The sequence below is a fragment of the Spiroplasma endosymbiont of Tricholauxania praeusta genome (assembly GCF_964019535.1).
GTDB lineage: Bacteria > Bacillota_I > Bacilli_A > Mycoplasmatales > VBWQ01 > Spiroplasma_E > Spiroplasma_E ixodetis_A.
Window position 1 is genome coordinate 458,617 of sequence record NZ_OZ026450.1, and the last position, 16,373, is coordinate 474,989.

Sequence of the window (16,373 nt, forward strand, 5' to 3'; positions counted from 1 at the left end):
AATGCAATATGACTTAATTATTGGTATTGACCCAGCAGGAATAGGTAGTAATGGAATTGTTATATATTCAAATGAAACTAATAATATTGTTTTTAATGAAACATTCAAAACTAAAACAGTTTTAGAAAGTAAAAATTTGTATAAAGAATACTTTTTATTAACTAAAAAACATTTTATTAATCAAAAAATATTAGTTATTGTAGAAAATTTCTTTTTAAGTTCAAAACAATTATTAACTAATCCATTAGCAACTCCTAAAATTATTGGTGCTTTAATGGTATTGATACAAGATGTTATGAATTGAGATTATTTCGAAAACCACCCAAAAAATAAAAATAAAATAACAGATTATAAAGGAAATATAAAATTAACAAAACATGAACAAGATGCTTATAAGCATATTCAATATTATTTAAAAAATCATAAGAAAATATTGATTTTTGATAATTATTTAAGGAAATTATAAAAATGAAAGATAAAGAAAATTATGTCAAATTAAAAGTAAAACTGAGTAACACTATTGAAGCAAAATATTACGAAAAAGGTAATAAGGAATTATATTATAGTGTTCGTGGTCAATGAAATGGATTAAATTATGTTACTTTAATTTTTAATAACCCAAAATTTTATAGACGATGTATTTTATTAAACAAAAATGATGAAATTTTAGTAACTGGTCAAATTTTTAATACTTTAAATATTCCTAAAAATCGTGCATTTTGTTCTATCAATGTTAAATGATTTAAAAAATGAAAAGAGTAAAAAATGATATTATGAAAAATTTTATTAATAGCACCAATATTAATAACAAGTATAACACTAATAATAATTTTAATATTTATTATTAAAGAATTAAAAAATGAATATAAAGTATTGAAAATATTAAATGAAATTGCTAATCAAATTGAAAATAAGGAAATAAAATAATGAAATGTTTTCTTTGTATGGATGGAGAAATATATTCCCCAAAAACCTTATATAAAATAAAAAAACTGAAAAATTTAATTTATAAAGATAGAGATATTGATAGTGAAGATTTTAAAAAAAGATATGAATATCTTTTAAAAAAATTAGGTGACATTGATAAACAAATAATTTTAATAAATTTATTAATACATCAAGAAAAAAAATATAGAAAGGAAAGTAAATAATGAATAAAGAAAATATACCATGTTGTTTTAGTGAAGTTAATGAAGTTGGTAAACATATAACTAATTGTACTAATTTACCAACAAAATTAGATAAAGATAATGTTCAAATAAGATATTTTTGTGAAGAACATATGATTAAAGTTGAAAATATAAGAAGAAAAATGGCTCAAAAATATATTAATGAATATAAAGAAAAATTACTTGAACATATTAAAAATATAAATTTTAAAGGAATTTTCGGTTTATTAATTGAAAAAATAGAAAATGGTGAATTTGATAATGAATAAAGAAAAACTAATTAATCATATTAATAATTTAATTAAATTAGAACCAGAACGTAGAACTGATGTAACTTTATTTATTTTAAAGGAATTAATTGAAAATGGAGAATTTGACTAATGATAATATTACCTACTTTGTTTGAAAATAAAGATGAAATTGAAATATTATCACCATTTCCAAAAGCAATTCATACAAGTAATGATATTAGAGCAATTATTTTAAGACAATACCCAAATGTTAAATCCAAACACATAATTGTTTCTGACCCCGAAAGTAATGTTGCATTAATAGTTGGTGATAATGATGTTTATCAAGGTTGAATTAAAGTAACAATTAAAAAATTAGAAAATTAAAGGAGAATAAAATGCCAAGTATAGAAAATCAATCAAATTATACTTTAACTAAATTAATTAGAACTGGAATAAGTCCAATTTGTGCAATGATTGGTACAAGTGCTTATTATGGTCAAGTAATTGCAAATCCAGTATTAGGTTCAATTAATAGTTTATTATTTGGTAAAAAATTAGGTTTAGATATTTGAAATTTAAATCAAAGACCAAATACTAAAACTAAATTAATTAATAGTAGTAAAAAAATATTACTAGGTTTAGGAACAATTGGATTAGCAAATTATAGTAAATGAACTGAAAATAATATTAATCCTATTATTCCAACAACACCAGCTCCAATCACAACTACAACAGAAGGTCCGCCATGATTACTATTAAATAAACAAGAAAATCAGTCATTAATGGATTGAGATACATATATTAGTTTAAATGCTTATGGTATTTCAAATCTTATTAGTGGATTAACTGAATTAATACCTAATAAATTTGAAACAATAAGAAAGATTTGTAATATGGCTACTGGTGGATGTTTAATATCAAGTGTTGTTGCTATGGGTATTAATAATGATTTTAATAATGCTTATGCAGTACCTACCATAATTGCTGGTGCAAGTGAAATAATCCATAATTTACTACCTATGGAAACAACTAATCATATTCAAGAAATGCAAGAAACACCATTTAATAATGAAACTGCAAGATTAATTAATGATAATAGATTCACAATTAATAGTGAAACAACTAGTCAATATGGTAGTGATAATATGAGCGAAGTACCATTAAATAATGATAATGCTTCATTAAATTGAGATTATAATCACATGAGTTTATAAAGGAGGTGAATAATTTATGAATAAAGAAAAATTACTTGAATATTATAATAATGAAATTCAGACATATAAAGAGAGAATGGAACAATTAAATAAAGAAATTGCCTTATTAGTAAGCATTATAAGTAATTCAAAATCGATGATTGAAAGAATTAATGGTGGTCAATTTGATGAATAATTAAAAAATAAATAATTGAAAGGAAAATATTGAAATGAAAGAATTTTTACATGAATTAATAATTATTGGAACAAGTGTTGGAACATTAATTTGCAGAGAAATTATTGTTTTATTAAAAAGATTTATCACAACTCCAAAACATGTTAGAGCAAATAACAAAATTATAAAACATCAAAAAAAATTAGCAAAATTAAATGAAAAGATTAATAAAGGAGAAAAATAATATGACAAAAATTGAATTTAATAATAAATATCATGATTTAGAACTTACCATTGATGCTGATTATGAATTACGCATTAGTAATGAATATTTTACATATGAAGATGTAGAAAAATTAGAACAAGCAATTAATGATTATAAAAAACTAATAAGTGAAATGCCACAATTAGTTAAAGATTGATTATTGGGATAAGATTAGGAGAATGTTAAATGTTAGAAAATGAAAATAATGTTCAACAAACAACTGAACCTTTAAATGAAAATAATGCTTCTTCACAAGAAATAGAAAATAAAGTTAATGAAGCAGAAAATAAGTTAAATAAACTTAATCAAGAAATTAAAGAAAAAGAAATGATTAATATATTTAAAAAATATCAAATTAAAACTGAATTTTATGATTATTTAAAATTTACAACAAGTAATATAGAAAATTCAAAAATTGAAGAAACTATTAAAAAAATGATTAAAGAACAACCAGTATTTAAACAAACAATTAATACAGGTGGCAATAAACAAATAATTATTAATAATAAACCAAATGATAAAGAAAATTTTTTAATTAATTATAAAAAGAAAAATTATTTATAAACGAAAGGAAGAAATAAAATGTCAGTACCATTTAATCAAAATTTAGACAATACAGAGAGATTAGTAGAAGCACCAGAATTTATAGAGTTTTTTAAAATTTCAAATAGTCCATGGGCAAACTTTTTCCCTACTGAAATTGTTGACTCAGTAAATATTGAGTTTATTGTTAAAAAACCAAAAAAACCAGAAGTTAAAATTATTGCTTGAGATGATAAAAGTAAAAGATATGAATTGCCATATGTTGATACAGATAAAATTAGTAAAAAAATAACTAAAAAATATCTTGCAGGAGAAATTATTGAAGATGTAGATTTAAATGCAAATAATGGACAAAATTTATTAGATAGTATGCAATATGAAGTTGCAAATGATTTAGCAGATAAATTAGCAATTGATGATACACAAGCAATTGCAAAATCTGCTACTAAAATAGATATTGAAGATACAACACCAATAGGATATTTAAAATCAATGTTATCTGCTTGAAATACTTTATTTCAATTTAGAAACATTGCAAATAGTAAATTTTTTATTACTAATGGTCTTTATGATAGTTTAGTTTATTTAGCAGATAATAAAGGTTTAATTACCGATAATCAGTTAGCTCAACAATTACGTTTAAATGGAAATAATTTATATGTAAAGGGTGTATTATGTGAAATCGTTCTTGATGATTATATGATTTTTACTAATGATAAAAATGAACAACAATTAATGACTTTTGTTTTAGCAACACCAAGAGCAATGAAAAGATATATGTTAGAAAGAACAGTTATTTATGTAGATTTTATTAAAGATGATAAAGCAGGAAGAGCATATAAAGTTGCTGGTGAAGTTGTTGGAGAATCAATACCTTATATTTCCAATAATGAAACAACATCAAGATGAATGTTATGCGGAATTATTAAAACAGAAAAAACTGATTTAAAAACTAAAATTATAAGTTTAACAACTGATATTACTGCAAATGTTAATAACAATAATAGTGAATTAAATACACAAATAAAAAGTACTAATGAACTTAAATCATTAAATCCAAATTTAACAAATCCAACTATTAAATATTTTAGTGATGCACAAGGGAAAACTAATGTAAGTAATCAAAAACAAAAAGCAGGTGACTTATATATAACTATTACTGCAAATGTTAATGACTTAAATTATAAAGGAACAACTAATCCTATTAAAATAACTCTTAAATAAAGGAAATTAAATGCCATGCCAATTGGTACAACTAGTACAGCAATACTTTTAAACATAAATAAACCAAAACATACTAGAATAAGCAAACAACAAGAAAATAAAAGTTTTTGATGAGAAATTTTAGAAATGATTGGTGTACAAGTTATAGCAGTAGCACTTGCTCCTTTTACTGGTGGATTAAGTGAAAGTGTAGCCCTTGGATTAGGTGCAAGTGATTTTATTGCAAGTACTATTAATTTTGGTATTTATGCAACAACTGATTTTACTATTAATCAAGTTTATGATTATTTAAAAGGAAATGTAACACCATTAAATACTTTTTTTAATATATTACCAGCATTTGCTGGAATTAATAAAATTAGTCGCGGTTATCGTACTACTAAATTTATTAAACTAGCACAAGAAACTAAAACATTAGAACAAGTTGGTATTAAAGAAGCAAAAAATTTACAAGAAATTATTAGTCAAGTAAGTGGAAAAGAAATTTTAACAGATAAAATTATTGGTAATAAACGTTATTTAATGAATTATAGTTTTACTCCTAATCGTGAAACAGTATTACGAGATTTAGGCTATGTTGCTGAAAGACAATATAAAAATAATTTCCAAAAATTAGAAACACAAGAGTTAAAAGATTACTTATTATTACAAAATACATTAACAAAATTAAGTCCCCAATTAACTCCTAAATTTAAAATTAAAGATATTGAAAAAGCAAATAACTTTTTAAAAAAATATAATACTGAATTAAAAGAGGTATTAAAAATGAACCAACATGATTGATTAAATTTAGTTCATACAATACATACAGAAAATAGATATGGAAAAACTTTAATTTTAGATTTACAAAAAATTCGTGCTAATGCTATTAAATTTAATTTTAAAAATAATGTTATTCATCAACTTGTTTTAAAAGCAAATCAAACTTTTAAATATTTTGATATTAGATTTTATTTAAAAAAAGGTTTAAATAAATTTTGAAAAGATACTCCATATTTTGAAAAATTACGAGAAAGTATATATAAATTACAAGAAAAATTTGAAAAGTTAGAAAAACAAGCATTTGAAAAAATTAATAAATTAAAAGAAAAAGCAACAAATTTATTTACTAGTGCAGAGAAAAAAGCAATTAAACATGCACAATTAATTCCATTAAGTTCACCAGTATTTATGGGTTGTAAAATTCAACCTTTATCATTAAGTAAATGTGCAATTACTATTTATCATCGTAATCCTAAGTATAAACCAATTACAGTTGTTGATAGTATTATTAAAGCAGAAACTTTTGTTACTCAAATACATCCATTTCACTGATATAGATGATATAGTGGTTGATATATTGGTTATGGAGTTAGTCGTAATAAATGATTAAAAGCAATTGCATTTGCTCCACCAGTTATTCAACAAGTAATTAGAGATAGTTTTAAAGTTTATAGAGAAATATTTAGAATAATAAGAACTTATCATAAAGTAGTGAATGTTATTAATAATCCTATTGAAAATATTAATAAATCATTTAAAAGTGTTGGTTTAAAATTTTCAGTTAATACTTTATTTGGTACTGGACTATTACATCATTTAGAAAAATTTGCATATAGTCAAATTGTAGAAAAAGGGAAAAAGAAATTACAAAAAGAAGTTATTCATATTGCACATAGAAAAACTAAAACAAAAACTAAACATTATAAAAAAGCATTTTTTAAGGAATGATAAATTATGATTAATAAACTTTGAACTGATGTCAGTTTAGAAAATTATAATAACTGATATCCATTAACTGGAAAAATTACAGAAACGCCACAGCAATACATACAAACATGACCTAATGTTAATGATTGATTTATAACTTTTGCTATTCGTGCTCAAAATGATATTAATGCTTATCTTGATTTTATTTTATCTAAATTTCCTTTTGATAGTTTTAAAGATGAATTAATTAAAGAAACATTAAGAGATATGGTTTATGTAATGGTTGAACATTGAGTATTTAATCGTACACCAATTGAATTTAATGTTGATGCTACTATTCAATTTAATAATGGTACTCAATTTAGTGCAAATAGTACTCCTACAATTAATGTTTGAGATTTAGCACCTAGTAGAATGAAAATATGAGCAAGATTAACAGAATTAAAACAAATATTTTCAAGTTATAATGATGATGAAATAGATGTTGAAAAAATTGACTTAAAAGCATTTTATACTAGAAATCAAATTGATAAATTAATTAAAGAACAAAAAGAATTTACATTATCAAAACAAATGAAATTGTATGATGATTTAGTTGATGATAATGAAAATGAAATATATAGAGGTCCTGTTACAAAATTTATAAATAAAGGTTATGTTGCAACAGATTATGATAAAGAATCTGAAACAATGATTTTAGATTGACCTGATGAAATTGGTACATTACCACCCGAAGCATTACAAAATAATCCACAAATTGGTGATTATACACATGCACCAACTTGTGATTTTTCTGCTAAACAACAAAAACGAATTACTACTAATGAAAATGAAATTACAAAATTAAATACTGAATTAATTAAAGCAAACGAAAATATTAATGATGTTAAAAATAATTGATTTAATATCGAAACTAGTCCCCTATGAAAAAAAGTTGAAAATAATAATATAGAAACATTTAAATGATATTTTATTAAAATCAGTTATCAATATTTAACAGAAAATGACTTTATGAAATTTTATAAAGTAATTAAAATTTATTTAAATAATGTTTTTAATGAATTTGAATTGTTAAATGTTGATTCCATGACTTATAATGAACAAATCTCAAATAAAAATATTTTAAATATTGGAACTATTTACTATGACAATAGAAATAAAAAATTTAGGGGTGGAGGTAATTCTTATCCTGAACTTGGAAAAATTAATTTAATTGGTGATATAAAAGAAATATATCAATATCAAGGAATAGATACGCCAACTGAATTTATAGCAGAAGAAAGTACTGAACGTGATTATTATACAAAAATAGAAACTAATAATTTATTAGATAAAAAGCAAAATAAATTAACTACTGGCGAAAATATTAAAATTGATGAAGTAACTAATACTATTAGTGCTATTGGTGGTAAAACTGATTTATCTGATTATTATAAAAAAGAAGAAGTAGATAAAAAAATAGAAGATAAAATGGATAAAGACCATTTTAAATATGCTTTTTCTATCAATACTATTAGTACTGAAATTCCTAATTTAGAAACTACTGATAAAACTATTGCCGGTGCTATTAATGAATTAAAAGAAAAAATAAAAGGCAAAAAATTTTCAAATGATTATTTTAAATATAATGCTGAAACAAATGAAGTTTCGTTAAATGATGAAGAAAATTCATTACTTTGTAAGGATATATTAGAAAATAATGAATATAAAATATTAAAAACTCAAAATAAAAAATTATTACAAGCCATTAATGAAATATTAGAAAAACAACCACAACCAAGTCCAAGTCGTTCAAATTGAAAAGAAGTAGGAACAAGAGAAAAAAATAAATGAGATAATTGACAAATTACTTATGATTTTCAAGAGAATAAACATTATAGAGTTTATTATTCTTGAAGTATATATAATCCAGTTTATACTATTCAAGAATTTATTATAACTGATAAAAAAATTGCTGGTGTACAAATACAAACCTTTAATGATAGTGCTAATATAGTAATTTTATCAGTTCAACATGCTAAATTGATTACTATTTATAGTGTAAAAGGTAATTTAAAAGGTAATGTATGAAAATTAGAAAAATTACAGGAATAATATTATGTTTTTTAAAATTATAAAAATTATTTTAGGTTTAATAGGAGTTTTATTATCTTCTGCTGTTGCTGGTTTAATTATATTTATTATAGTAAAAATTGTATTAAAAATTAATCAAATATTTTAAAAAAAGGTGGTGAATATTATGTTAGGTAGATTCTTAAAAAAAGATAAAAGTACTAATAATGAAGAAAAAACTAAATTAACTTTTTTAAAAGGTAAAAGTACACATGCTTCTATTTTAAGTTATTTTGGTTTTAATGATTTTAATCATGAAACATATTTTACTGATTTTGTAGCAGAAAATAATGCTAATTTATATAACGCTCCATTAGATATTAATAATGAAACTATTAAACAATATTTAATTAATCAAGAGTTTTATAGAAAAAATTGAAATTCTATTTTTAAATTAAGTAAATTAGGAATTAGTGGTTATTTAATTTTGATTGCTAATGATGATTTATATTTTCAAGTCGTTGATATACAACAAAGAGTTTATGATATTACCGGTAAATTAATTCAATGTACTATTTTTTATGATAGTTATCAACAAAATGCACAAAATGTAAGATTATTTGAAATTTATACATTAAATAATGAACAAGTAACTATTAATCGTGCAATTTATAGTATTAGTGATAATAAAAAACAATTTCCATTAGATTTTAAATCATTCATTAATAATCCAAATTTAGAGCAAGAACAAACACTAAATATTAATTATATACCAATAGCAATTATGCGAAATAAAGCAAATGAATTAGCAGATTGTGATAAAGTAATGGATAAAATTAAAGCATTAGATGTTATTTATGAACAAATTGTTTTAGATACTATTTTAAACTCACCTAAATTTATTTTTAATCAAACTTATGGGAATGTTCAATCAGCATTAGAAGAAGCAGTAAGAACTTTGGTTACTAAAAACTACATATTTAAAAGTGGTGGAGATAATAACGAACAAAATGAAAATATTAATATGACAAATAGTAATTTTAAAGGTAAAAATTTAACTGATATATACGATTGAAATGTTAATGAAATATTTAAACGTTGTGGTATTCATATTCCAAGTCAAAAGAAATCTGCACAACAATCAGTACCTGAAAGTACAGCTGTAAATATTTCAACTATTAATTATATTGAACAAAAGTTATGACAATTTAATATTGATATTCTTAAATTTATTCAAATATTAGTACGTTTAGATAAAGACTTATTAAATAGTAAAACATTTAATATTAATGATGAACAAGAAATTAATAATTTAACAGTGAGATTAAAATTATTTAATCCCGAAAATAACCAATTAATAGGAGAAAACAATGGAAAACAACAACAAACCACAAACGAAGTTTCCACAAAAACAAACTAAACTTAATCAAGCAGAAGTAGAAAATGATTATTTAATTGATAATATTCCTTATGACTTTACTAATATGATGAGAGCAACTAGTGACCCCGATATTAATAGAGCATACGATGAATTTAAAAAAAGAACAATTTATATTTATGAAATTGAACGTTTATTTAAAAATAATGAAAATAATACTTTAAAATTTTCAGCAAATACTATTAAAATCGGTTTTATTGATATTGAAAAAGTATTAAAAACTACTGCTGTTGAAACATCTGATTTTACTATGCAATTAAATCAAAGAGCAAGTACAAATATTAATGATAATACAATTGAATATAGTATGACTGATATTAAAAATTTAATATTTCAAGAAATAAATTTATTAAATCAATTTAAGTTATATGCAGTTAGTATTAATGAATCATTAACTGAAAATAATATTGATAATTTATATATTATTAATAATTATTCACAACCTTATCAAAATCCAAAAACAAGGAGTACTAAAAGTATTACTATTATTAAAATTAAAGATTTTAAAACAAGAGATGGTTATCCAATAATTATTAAATTACAAAAACCATTAGACAAAGATACCAAAGTAATTGGTTTAAAAATTAAAGCCCCTAGAAGCATGATTTTTGGCAATATAAAGGTACTTGGTGAAGTTGACAATATGGAAGTATACCCAAAGTTATTTGTTAAAGACAAAATAGCATTTCCGCTTTTATCAATGCCTATTGAAACTCAACCAAAAGTTAGAATATTACAACAATGATTTAGTGAACAAATATTACCTTGAAATTTAGCAAAACAATTTATTGGACAAGAAAAATCAGTTTTAGATTTAATTAAAATTAGTAGTGGTAATATAACAAGAAGAGAAGTTATTAAAAATGCAAGAGTTACACATGCTTGATTAGGATATGAATTTAGTAATGTTTTAGGTGGCAAATGACCACTAAAAAGTCAAAAAGAATTAAAAGATAAAGAAGTTTGAGATTTTGTAGGTGAAAGTCAATTTTATCAATATGTTGCAACTAATAATAAATTTGATGATATTGAAATAGAAATTAAAGACGCACCAACTATTGATAGTTTACAACAACTTTTATTAGATATGCTAAGTTATACATATAACTATAATAGAAACTTCGAAGGTGCTACATATGAAGACAAAAATGGTAAACCAAAAAATGAAATAGCAAAATTACGAGCAAAATTTGAAGGACAAAAGCCCGAAGATGTTATTACTAATTTATTTAAACAATGAAAATTAGATTATCCAAATTATATTAATTTAAAACAAATAAAAATTTTTAAGCAAATATTTATCATGTTATCAGAATATATTTATTCAATATTATCAATAAATAAAGGTTTGAATGATGATAATAAAATTTTATTACCTTATTATTTCGAATTAAAATCAAGTCCAATACATCCTACACCTGATGATATTTGGCAATTTAAAGATGTAAAAGTGATATTAAAATCTGCATATTTTGATTTTACAGATATCAATAATATTAAGTTAAAAAATAATGATATTAGTCAAAATGAATTATTTAAATTAGATGATAATCAATTTAATTGATTATCTATTACAAATGAATTAGAAACAAATAACATACCTTCATTAATTCCTGCTGATTGAACATTAGGTAATGGTGAATATGGAAAATATTTTACAAGAGCAATTATTGAAAAAATTAAACTTGAAAATTTATTAAATTTATATGGCTCAAATAAATCCCAATTATTTTCTAAATTAGAATTGTATAAAGAAATTATAAAAATTGATAATAATAATGAATTTGAATTACAAATTGAAAATCCAATTACTAACTTAAATCGAGTTGAGATTAGTGGTATTTTTGGTGCTGGTAATTATGATTTACTTTTAATAACTAATAAACAAGAAATAAACTTACAAAATATTAATTTATTTGATAAATATAATGAAAATGTTTCTTATATAAATTTAGAAATTTAATTATCAAAATATCCATCAGGATAAATACCATCTCATTTTATATCAGTACTATCAAGCGGTTTAATTCCAAAATATAAACTTATCTTATATTTGTCTTTTGTTTTATATGACCATATTGTTGATTTAGCCCCCCCAGTAGACTGTATAGTCATGTCCTAAATATGATTTATAACCATTAGTTTGATTATGTGCTAGTGAACCAATTATTAAACCAGTTACTCCACTTACTGCACCAGTTAGTGCTAATGCTAATGTTATTTTACTTAAATTTGTTTTTATTCATATTTTCATATTAAATTACTCCTTTTTTCCTTGATTTTACTTTTAAATTGTACTATTTTTGATTATTTTTACAAGTATGCTTTTAAATGGAAAATAACGCCTAAATTAAAGGCGTTTATTTTGTGATACCTATACTATTAATTATATTGAAATTGTTTATTATATAGCAAATGTGAAGATACTTTTTTTCACAGTAGCATTATTTTTACCCCTAATTACATTTTTATATGGATACAGTGCATAAAACAAAGCATCATAAGGGTCTTGATACATATTTTTGTCAGGAATATTAGTTTTTGTTTCATCATAACGTAATTCTTCTAAACATTGAGTAGTTTTTGGTAAATCATCTTTATTCGCATAAAAGTTTCCATAACTCATAATATTTCTCATTCAAACTACTCTATTAGTTAATCCGGCTTCTTGATTTAAATTTGAAGCATGTTTAATAGCAGTTTGTGTTATTAAAATAGTATTGTGTTCATCAATTAATTTTTGATTTAATCAATCCATTGCTGTTCTTGCTTTATCATCATAAAAATAAATTGCTTGTTCAAAATTTTCAAAATTATCCATTAATCCTAAAATTTCATTAACATAAGCATTAATTTTTTCATTTTCATTTATAAAATCATTTGGAGTAACTACTAATTCACAAATAATATAAGCATCATAATAACCAGTATTATTATATTCTTTAAAACCAACTACCATAAATACAGTATGGTCTTTTGGTCCCGTAGCTCAATCAATACCAACACTATAAAAATCAAATTTATACATTTCTTTTTCTTGATTATAAAATTGTTTTAAATCATATGGTTGTCAATATTTTACAGTTTTTTGAAACGGAAAAATTGTTGCATCACTATCTAAAAATTCAAAACCATAATAAACAGTATAATATTCATCTTCATTACTTTTTTTCATTTCTAATAATTTTCTTTTTTGGATATCCGGTAACTTATCTCAAAATGGTTTAATAGTAAATCTTAAAACAAATAAACCTAAACCACTAAACATGTCTTTATTTTCATAATAAACTTTGCCAATTTTTTTAAGATTTTCCATTACTTCATTATTTAATGGTAAAAATGGCGTACAGTATTTTAAATAAAATGGATGATATTTATCATAGGGATTGCATGTAAAAGTCATAAAAAAGTTTTTATAAAAATAACGAGTAATCTTTTTTCCAAAAGTAGAGCTATATATATTTTTATCAATAAAGGTTCAACTTCATTCTTTAATAGGCTCTTTTGATACTTTAATTCTATTACTTCTAAACATAGATATTTCTAATCTCTCATAGCGATATGTTAATTCTTTATCGGTAAGTGTTTCTTTTTCTTCGGCCATAATAATTTCATCTGTTCTTGAACCTAAAAAACTTGAACCACCTGCTTCTTTTCCAAAAATCTTATTACCATTAGCATAACCAATAAAATCAATTTGTTGATTATTAGGAAAAATGATACAACCACGATCCTTAGTTATTTTTCATTTAATACCATGTGCGTTATTAGGTAGTAAATTAATATCATATTTATCTAATAAAACTTGACAAACATTCATTAAAGCACCAATTGTCGTTTCACTATGAGTATTTTCATAGCGCCTTACTTCTTGAACACTACTATCACTAAAATTACAACATATAAATAAATCAAATGCTAAGCAGTTTCAAGTTTTTCTTGTTCCACGTGCTGTTGGTATAAAACGATAAAAACAATTAGTAGTAAAATATTCTGCTCATTCATCACCAACAAATTGTTTAAAAATATCTCAACTAAAACCATAATTATTATCACTAAAATTAAGACTATATTTTTTATTTAATTGTGCATAACTAGTGATAAAAGCCATATTTACTCCTTATTTTTTTAAAAAAAATTAAACTTAAATTATTAACAAACAAAAATTAGAAAGGAACATTAAAAATGTTTATATTACCATTCGTAAATCATTTTGATTGAGACAAACACTATTATAATCAAAATGAATTAAATTTACAACAAACAGAAGAATTATTGTCATTATTTAGTGATAATTTCCTATTAGTTATCGAGTAAAAATTTCCCAAAAGTGAAGTTAAATATACTTGGTGATAAAAATGGAAAGAAGCATGACTATGAAAGAAAAATATAAGTACAAAATTATAAATGATATTATTATTAATAAATTATCTAAACATCAAGCCAAGAATAAACTTAATCTAACTATTAGAAGAATTAACCAATTAATTCAAATTTTTAATAGAGAAGGTAAAGTTGGTTTTATTCATAAATCTCGCAATACAATTTCTAATAAGGCAACAAATTTTGAAATCAAAATTAAGATTATCAACTTGTATAAAACAAAATATTATAATTTTAATTTTCAACATTTTCATGAGAAATTAATGAATGAAGAAAAAATTAAAATTTCATATAGCACACTTTATACTATATTAATCAAAGAAAAAATTACTTCACCAAAAAGACATAAAAATAAAAAAAATAACTTACATCCAACAAGAAATCGAAGAACAAATTTTGGTGAATTAATTCAAATGGATGCAAGTAATCATCATTGATTTGGTAACGATAAACCAAAATCATTTTTACATGCTGCAATTGATGATGCTACAGGAAATATTGTTGGACTATGATTTGATCATCAAGAAACATTAGATGGTTATTATAATGTTTTTTATCAAATTTTAACTAATTATGGCATACCAAAAACATTTTATACTGATAATAGAACAGTTTTTGGATATAAGAAAAAAATTGATTCAGGTAAAATAAACACAGAAAATGACACTTATACTCAATTCCAAAAATGCTGTAATGATTTGGGTGTTGAAATAATTAGAACTTCAATTCCACAAGCTAAAGGTAGAATTGAACGTTTATTTGGAACACTTCAAAGTCGATTAATTAGTGAATTACGACTTAATAAAATTAAAACATTAGATGAAGCTAATCAATTTCTCAAAATGTACATAAACGTTTTTAATAAACAGTTTGCCTTTCCTATTGATGATAATAAATCTGCTATGGTTAAAGCTCCTACACAAGAAGAAATAAATATTTATCTTTCAAGATTTTCTAAAAGAAAAACAGATAGTGGTTCAACTATAACATATTATGGTAAAAAATATTTTCCTTATAAAAATAACAAAGTTCAATACATACAATCTCGAATTGATGTAATTGTACTTAAATCGTTTATTAATGAATTATATCTTAGTTACAATAATCAAATATATGAACTAAAAGAAATAGCACTAAAACCAATTATTAAAGACAACTTGATAAAAACTAAAAAAGTTTATATACCCAATAAAAATCATCCTTGAAGATATGGATATCAATAATTCCTAATTAAAGTTATATAAGATTTACATTTTTTGAATACTAAACCATATAAATTTTTAAAATGTTTGTATATGAGCAAATTTGGTGCTTTAAAATTGATTTTAAAGATATAAAGAGATTACAAATTCAATATCTTCCTCTTTTACATTTTTTTGTGATTTTCTACTAGAACTTTGACTTTTGCTTGTTGAAGCTTCACTGTTTACTTTTGATTTGTCTTTTTGAAATCCAAGAGCATTAGTAACTCTTTTTTTATTTTTTTCTAGTATTTTATAAAATACTAGAAAAAAAGAACTTTCATTGTTAATTGAAAAAATTTAGGCAAAAAAAGCACGATTATTATATCCACTAGTTGAAGGTTGATTTGTCAACTCCATTGAATTTATTTCTTCTTTTTCAAGTTCTTTTAATAAGTTTTTTTTATTGTTATTTATTTTACAATTATAAATACAATAACCAATAATAATTGATGTTGTAATTAATCCATAACCAATAAAACCTGTTGTTGGTCAAAAATAATCTGACTCATAAAAATTAGTTAAATAATTTTTAATATTTGTTCATATATCTTTTTTTGTTTCAAAAAGTTCAGTACTAGTATTATTAGCATTATTAGTTTGATTATTGAAATTTGTCATTTCAGTTGTTGTTATTTTATTGAATATTTTTGATACAGGAGTTGAGATTACCGATGGTAAAGTAGTTATGTTATTAATAATTACCGATAGCATACTGGATGGGTTACACTTTATTGGACACTAATTACGTAGACAAGTTCACAAATT

Annotated in this window: 22 protein-coding genes; 19 read left to right on the forward strand and 3 right to left on the reverse strand. The window is 22.6% G+C overall.

Features of this window, described 5'->3' with window-relative positions; genetic code table 4:
* The first annotated feature begins 1 nt into the window (after position 1).
* From AACK96_RS02535 to AACK96_RS02615, 17 genes are all read left to right on the forward strand, one after another.
* Entirely contained in the window at positions 2-466 is a 465-nt protein-coding gene (locus tag AACK96_RS02535; RefSeq protein WP_338974872.1) for a hypothetical protein, read from the forward strand.
* Between the two features lie 2 nt (positions 467-468).
* Positions 469-762, forward strand: a complete 294-nt coding sequence (locus tag AACK96_RS02540) for a hypothetical protein (RefSeq protein WP_338961988.1) — start codon at positions 469-471, stop codon at positions 760-762.
* Between the two features lie 3 nt (positions 763-765).
* Entirely contained in the window at positions 766-927 is a 162-nt protein-coding gene (locus AACK96_RS02545) for a hypothetical protein (protein ID WP_338974874.1), read from the forward strand.
* Positions 927-1,151 carry a hypothetical protein gene (locus AACK96_RS02550; protein WP_338974876.1) on the forward strand — a complete coding sequence of 75 codons (225 nt, stop codon included), beginning with the start codon at positions 927-929 and terminating at the stop codon, positions 1,149-1,151. Before AACK96_RS02545 ends, AACK96_RS02550 begins: the two co-directional genes overlap by 1 nt.
* Positions 1,151-1,438 carry a hypothetical protein gene (locus tag AACK96_RS02555; RefSeq protein ID WP_338974878.1) on the forward strand — a complete coding sequence of 96 codons (288 nt, stop codon included), beginning with the start codon at positions 1,151-1,153 and terminating at the stop codon, positions 1,436-1,438. Before AACK96_RS02550 ends, AACK96_RS02555 begins: the two co-directional genes overlap by 1 nt.
* Before the next feature lie 111 nt (positions 1,439-1,549).
* Positions 1,550-1,786, forward strand: a complete 237-nt coding sequence (locus tag AACK96_RS02560; protein WP_174480108.1) for a hypothetical protein — start codon at positions 1,550-1,552, stop codon at positions 1,784-1,786.
* Positions 1,787-1,797: 11 nt separating this feature from the next.
* Positions 1,798-2,616 (forward strand): hypothetical protein, encoded by an 819-nt coding sequence (locus AACK96_RS02565; RefSeq protein WP_338974880.1) that lies wholly within the window; start codon positions 1,798-1,800, stop codon positions 2,614-2,616.
* A 16-nt stretch (positions 2,617-2,632) separates the two neighbouring features.
* Positions 2,633-2,791: a hypothetical protein gene (locus AACK96_RS02570; protein ID WP_281747961.1), complete on the forward strand. Its 159-nt coding sequence runs from the start codon at positions 2,633-2,635 to the stop codon at positions 2,789-2,791.
* A 34-nt stretch (positions 2,792-2,825) separates the two neighbouring features.
* A complete protein-coding gene (locus tag AACK96_RS02575; RefSeq protein WP_174481134.1) occupies positions 2,826-3,014 on the forward strand; it encodes a hypothetical protein in 189 nt (62 codons plus the stop codon).
* On the forward strand, positions 2,986-3,204 hold the full coding sequence (locus AACK96_RS02580; RefSeq protein WP_338974883.1) for a hypothetical protein: 219 nt from the start codon (positions 2,986-2,988) through the stop codon (positions 3,202-3,204). The genes AACK96_RS02575 and AACK96_RS02580 overlap by 29 nt, the downstream gene beginning before the upstream one ends.
* 17 nt (positions 3,205-3,221) lie before the next feature.
* A complete protein-coding gene (locus AACK96_RS02585; protein WP_338974885.1) occupies positions 3,222-3,599 on the forward strand; it encodes a hypothetical protein in 378 nt (125 codons plus the stop codon).
* A gap of 18 nt (positions 3,600-3,617) precedes the next feature.
* Positions 3,618-4,802, forward strand: a complete 1,185-nt coding sequence (locus AACK96_RS02590) for a hypothetical protein (protein WP_338974887.1) — start codon at positions 3,618-3,620, stop codon at positions 4,800-4,802.
* Between the two features lie 15 nt (positions 4,803-4,817).
* Positions 4,818-6,515, forward strand: a complete 1,698-nt coding sequence (locus AACK96_RS02595) for a hypothetical protein (protein ID WP_338974889.1) — start codon at positions 4,818-4,820, stop codon at positions 6,513-6,515.
* 3 nt (positions 6,516-6,518) lie between these two features.
* The gene (locus AACK96_RS02600) at positions 6,519-8,585 is read left to right on the forward strand and encodes a hypothetical protein (RefSeq protein ID WP_338974890.1); all 2,067 of its coding nucleotides are present in this window, start codon (positions 6,519-6,521) and stop codon (positions 8,583-8,585) included.
* A gap of 4 nt (positions 8,586-8,589) precedes the next feature.
* A complete protein-coding gene (locus tag AACK96_RS02605; protein WP_255495889.1) occupies positions 8,590-8,712 on the forward strand; it encodes a hypothetical protein in 123 nt (40 codons plus the stop codon).
* Positions 8,713-8,730: 18 nt separating this feature from the next.
* A complete protein-coding gene (locus tag AACK96_RS02610; protein WP_338974892.1) occupies positions 8,731-9,963 on the forward strand; it encodes a hypothetical protein in 1,233 nt (410 codons plus the stop codon).
* Entirely contained in the window at positions 9,914-11,944 is a 2,031-nt protein-coding gene (locus AACK96_RS02615) for a hypothetical protein (protein ID WP_338974894.1), read from the forward strand. The genes AACK96_RS02610 and AACK96_RS02615 overlap by 50 nt, the downstream gene beginning before the upstream one ends.
* Before the next feature lie 123 nt (positions 11,945-12,067).
* On the opposite strand, the gene AACK96_RS02620 is transcribed toward AACK96_RS02615, so the two are convergent.
* Together AACK96_RS02620 and AACK96_RS02625 are read right to left on the reverse strand one after the other, a co-directional pair.
* Positions 12,068-12,235, reverse strand: coding sequence for a hypothetical protein (locus AACK96_RS02620; RefSeq protein ID WP_338974896.1), 168 nt, complete (start codon positions 12,233-12,235; stop codon positions 12,068-12,070).
* A 150-nt stretch (positions 12,236-12,385) separates the two neighbouring features.
* On the reverse strand, positions 12,386-14,092 hold the full coding sequence (locus AACK96_RS02625; protein ID WP_338974897.1) for a hypothetical protein: 1,707 nt from the start codon (positions 14,090-14,092) through the stop codon (positions 12,386-12,388).
* A 74-nt stretch (positions 14,093-14,166) separates the two neighbouring features.
* On the opposite strand from AACK96_RS02625, the gene AACK96_RS02630 reads away from it, so the two are divergent.
* Both AACK96_RS02630 and AACK96_RS02635 read left to right on the forward strand, forming a co-directional pair.
* Positions 14,167-14,298, forward strand: a complete 132-nt coding sequence (locus tag AACK96_RS02630; RefSeq protein ID WP_338974899.1) for a hypothetical protein — start codon at positions 14,167-14,169, stop codon at positions 14,296-14,298.
* 41 nt (positions 14,299-14,339) lie between these two features.
* Complete coding sequence (locus AACK96_RS02635; protein ID WP_338973446.1) at positions 14,340-15,587, forward strand: ISNCY family transposase; 1,248 nt, start codon at positions 14,340-14,342, stop codon at positions 15,585-15,587.
* A gap of 318 nt (positions 15,588-15,905) precedes the next feature.
* Here the strand turns inward: AACK96_RS02635 and AACK96_RS02640 are convergent, their stop codons facing one another.
* Positions 15,906-16,319 (reverse strand): hypothetical protein, encoded by a 414-nt coding sequence (locus tag AACK96_RS02640; protein WP_338973439.1) that lies wholly within the window; start codon positions 16,317-16,319, stop codon positions 15,906-15,908.
* Between the last annotated feature and the right edge of the window lie 54 nt (positions 16,320-16,373).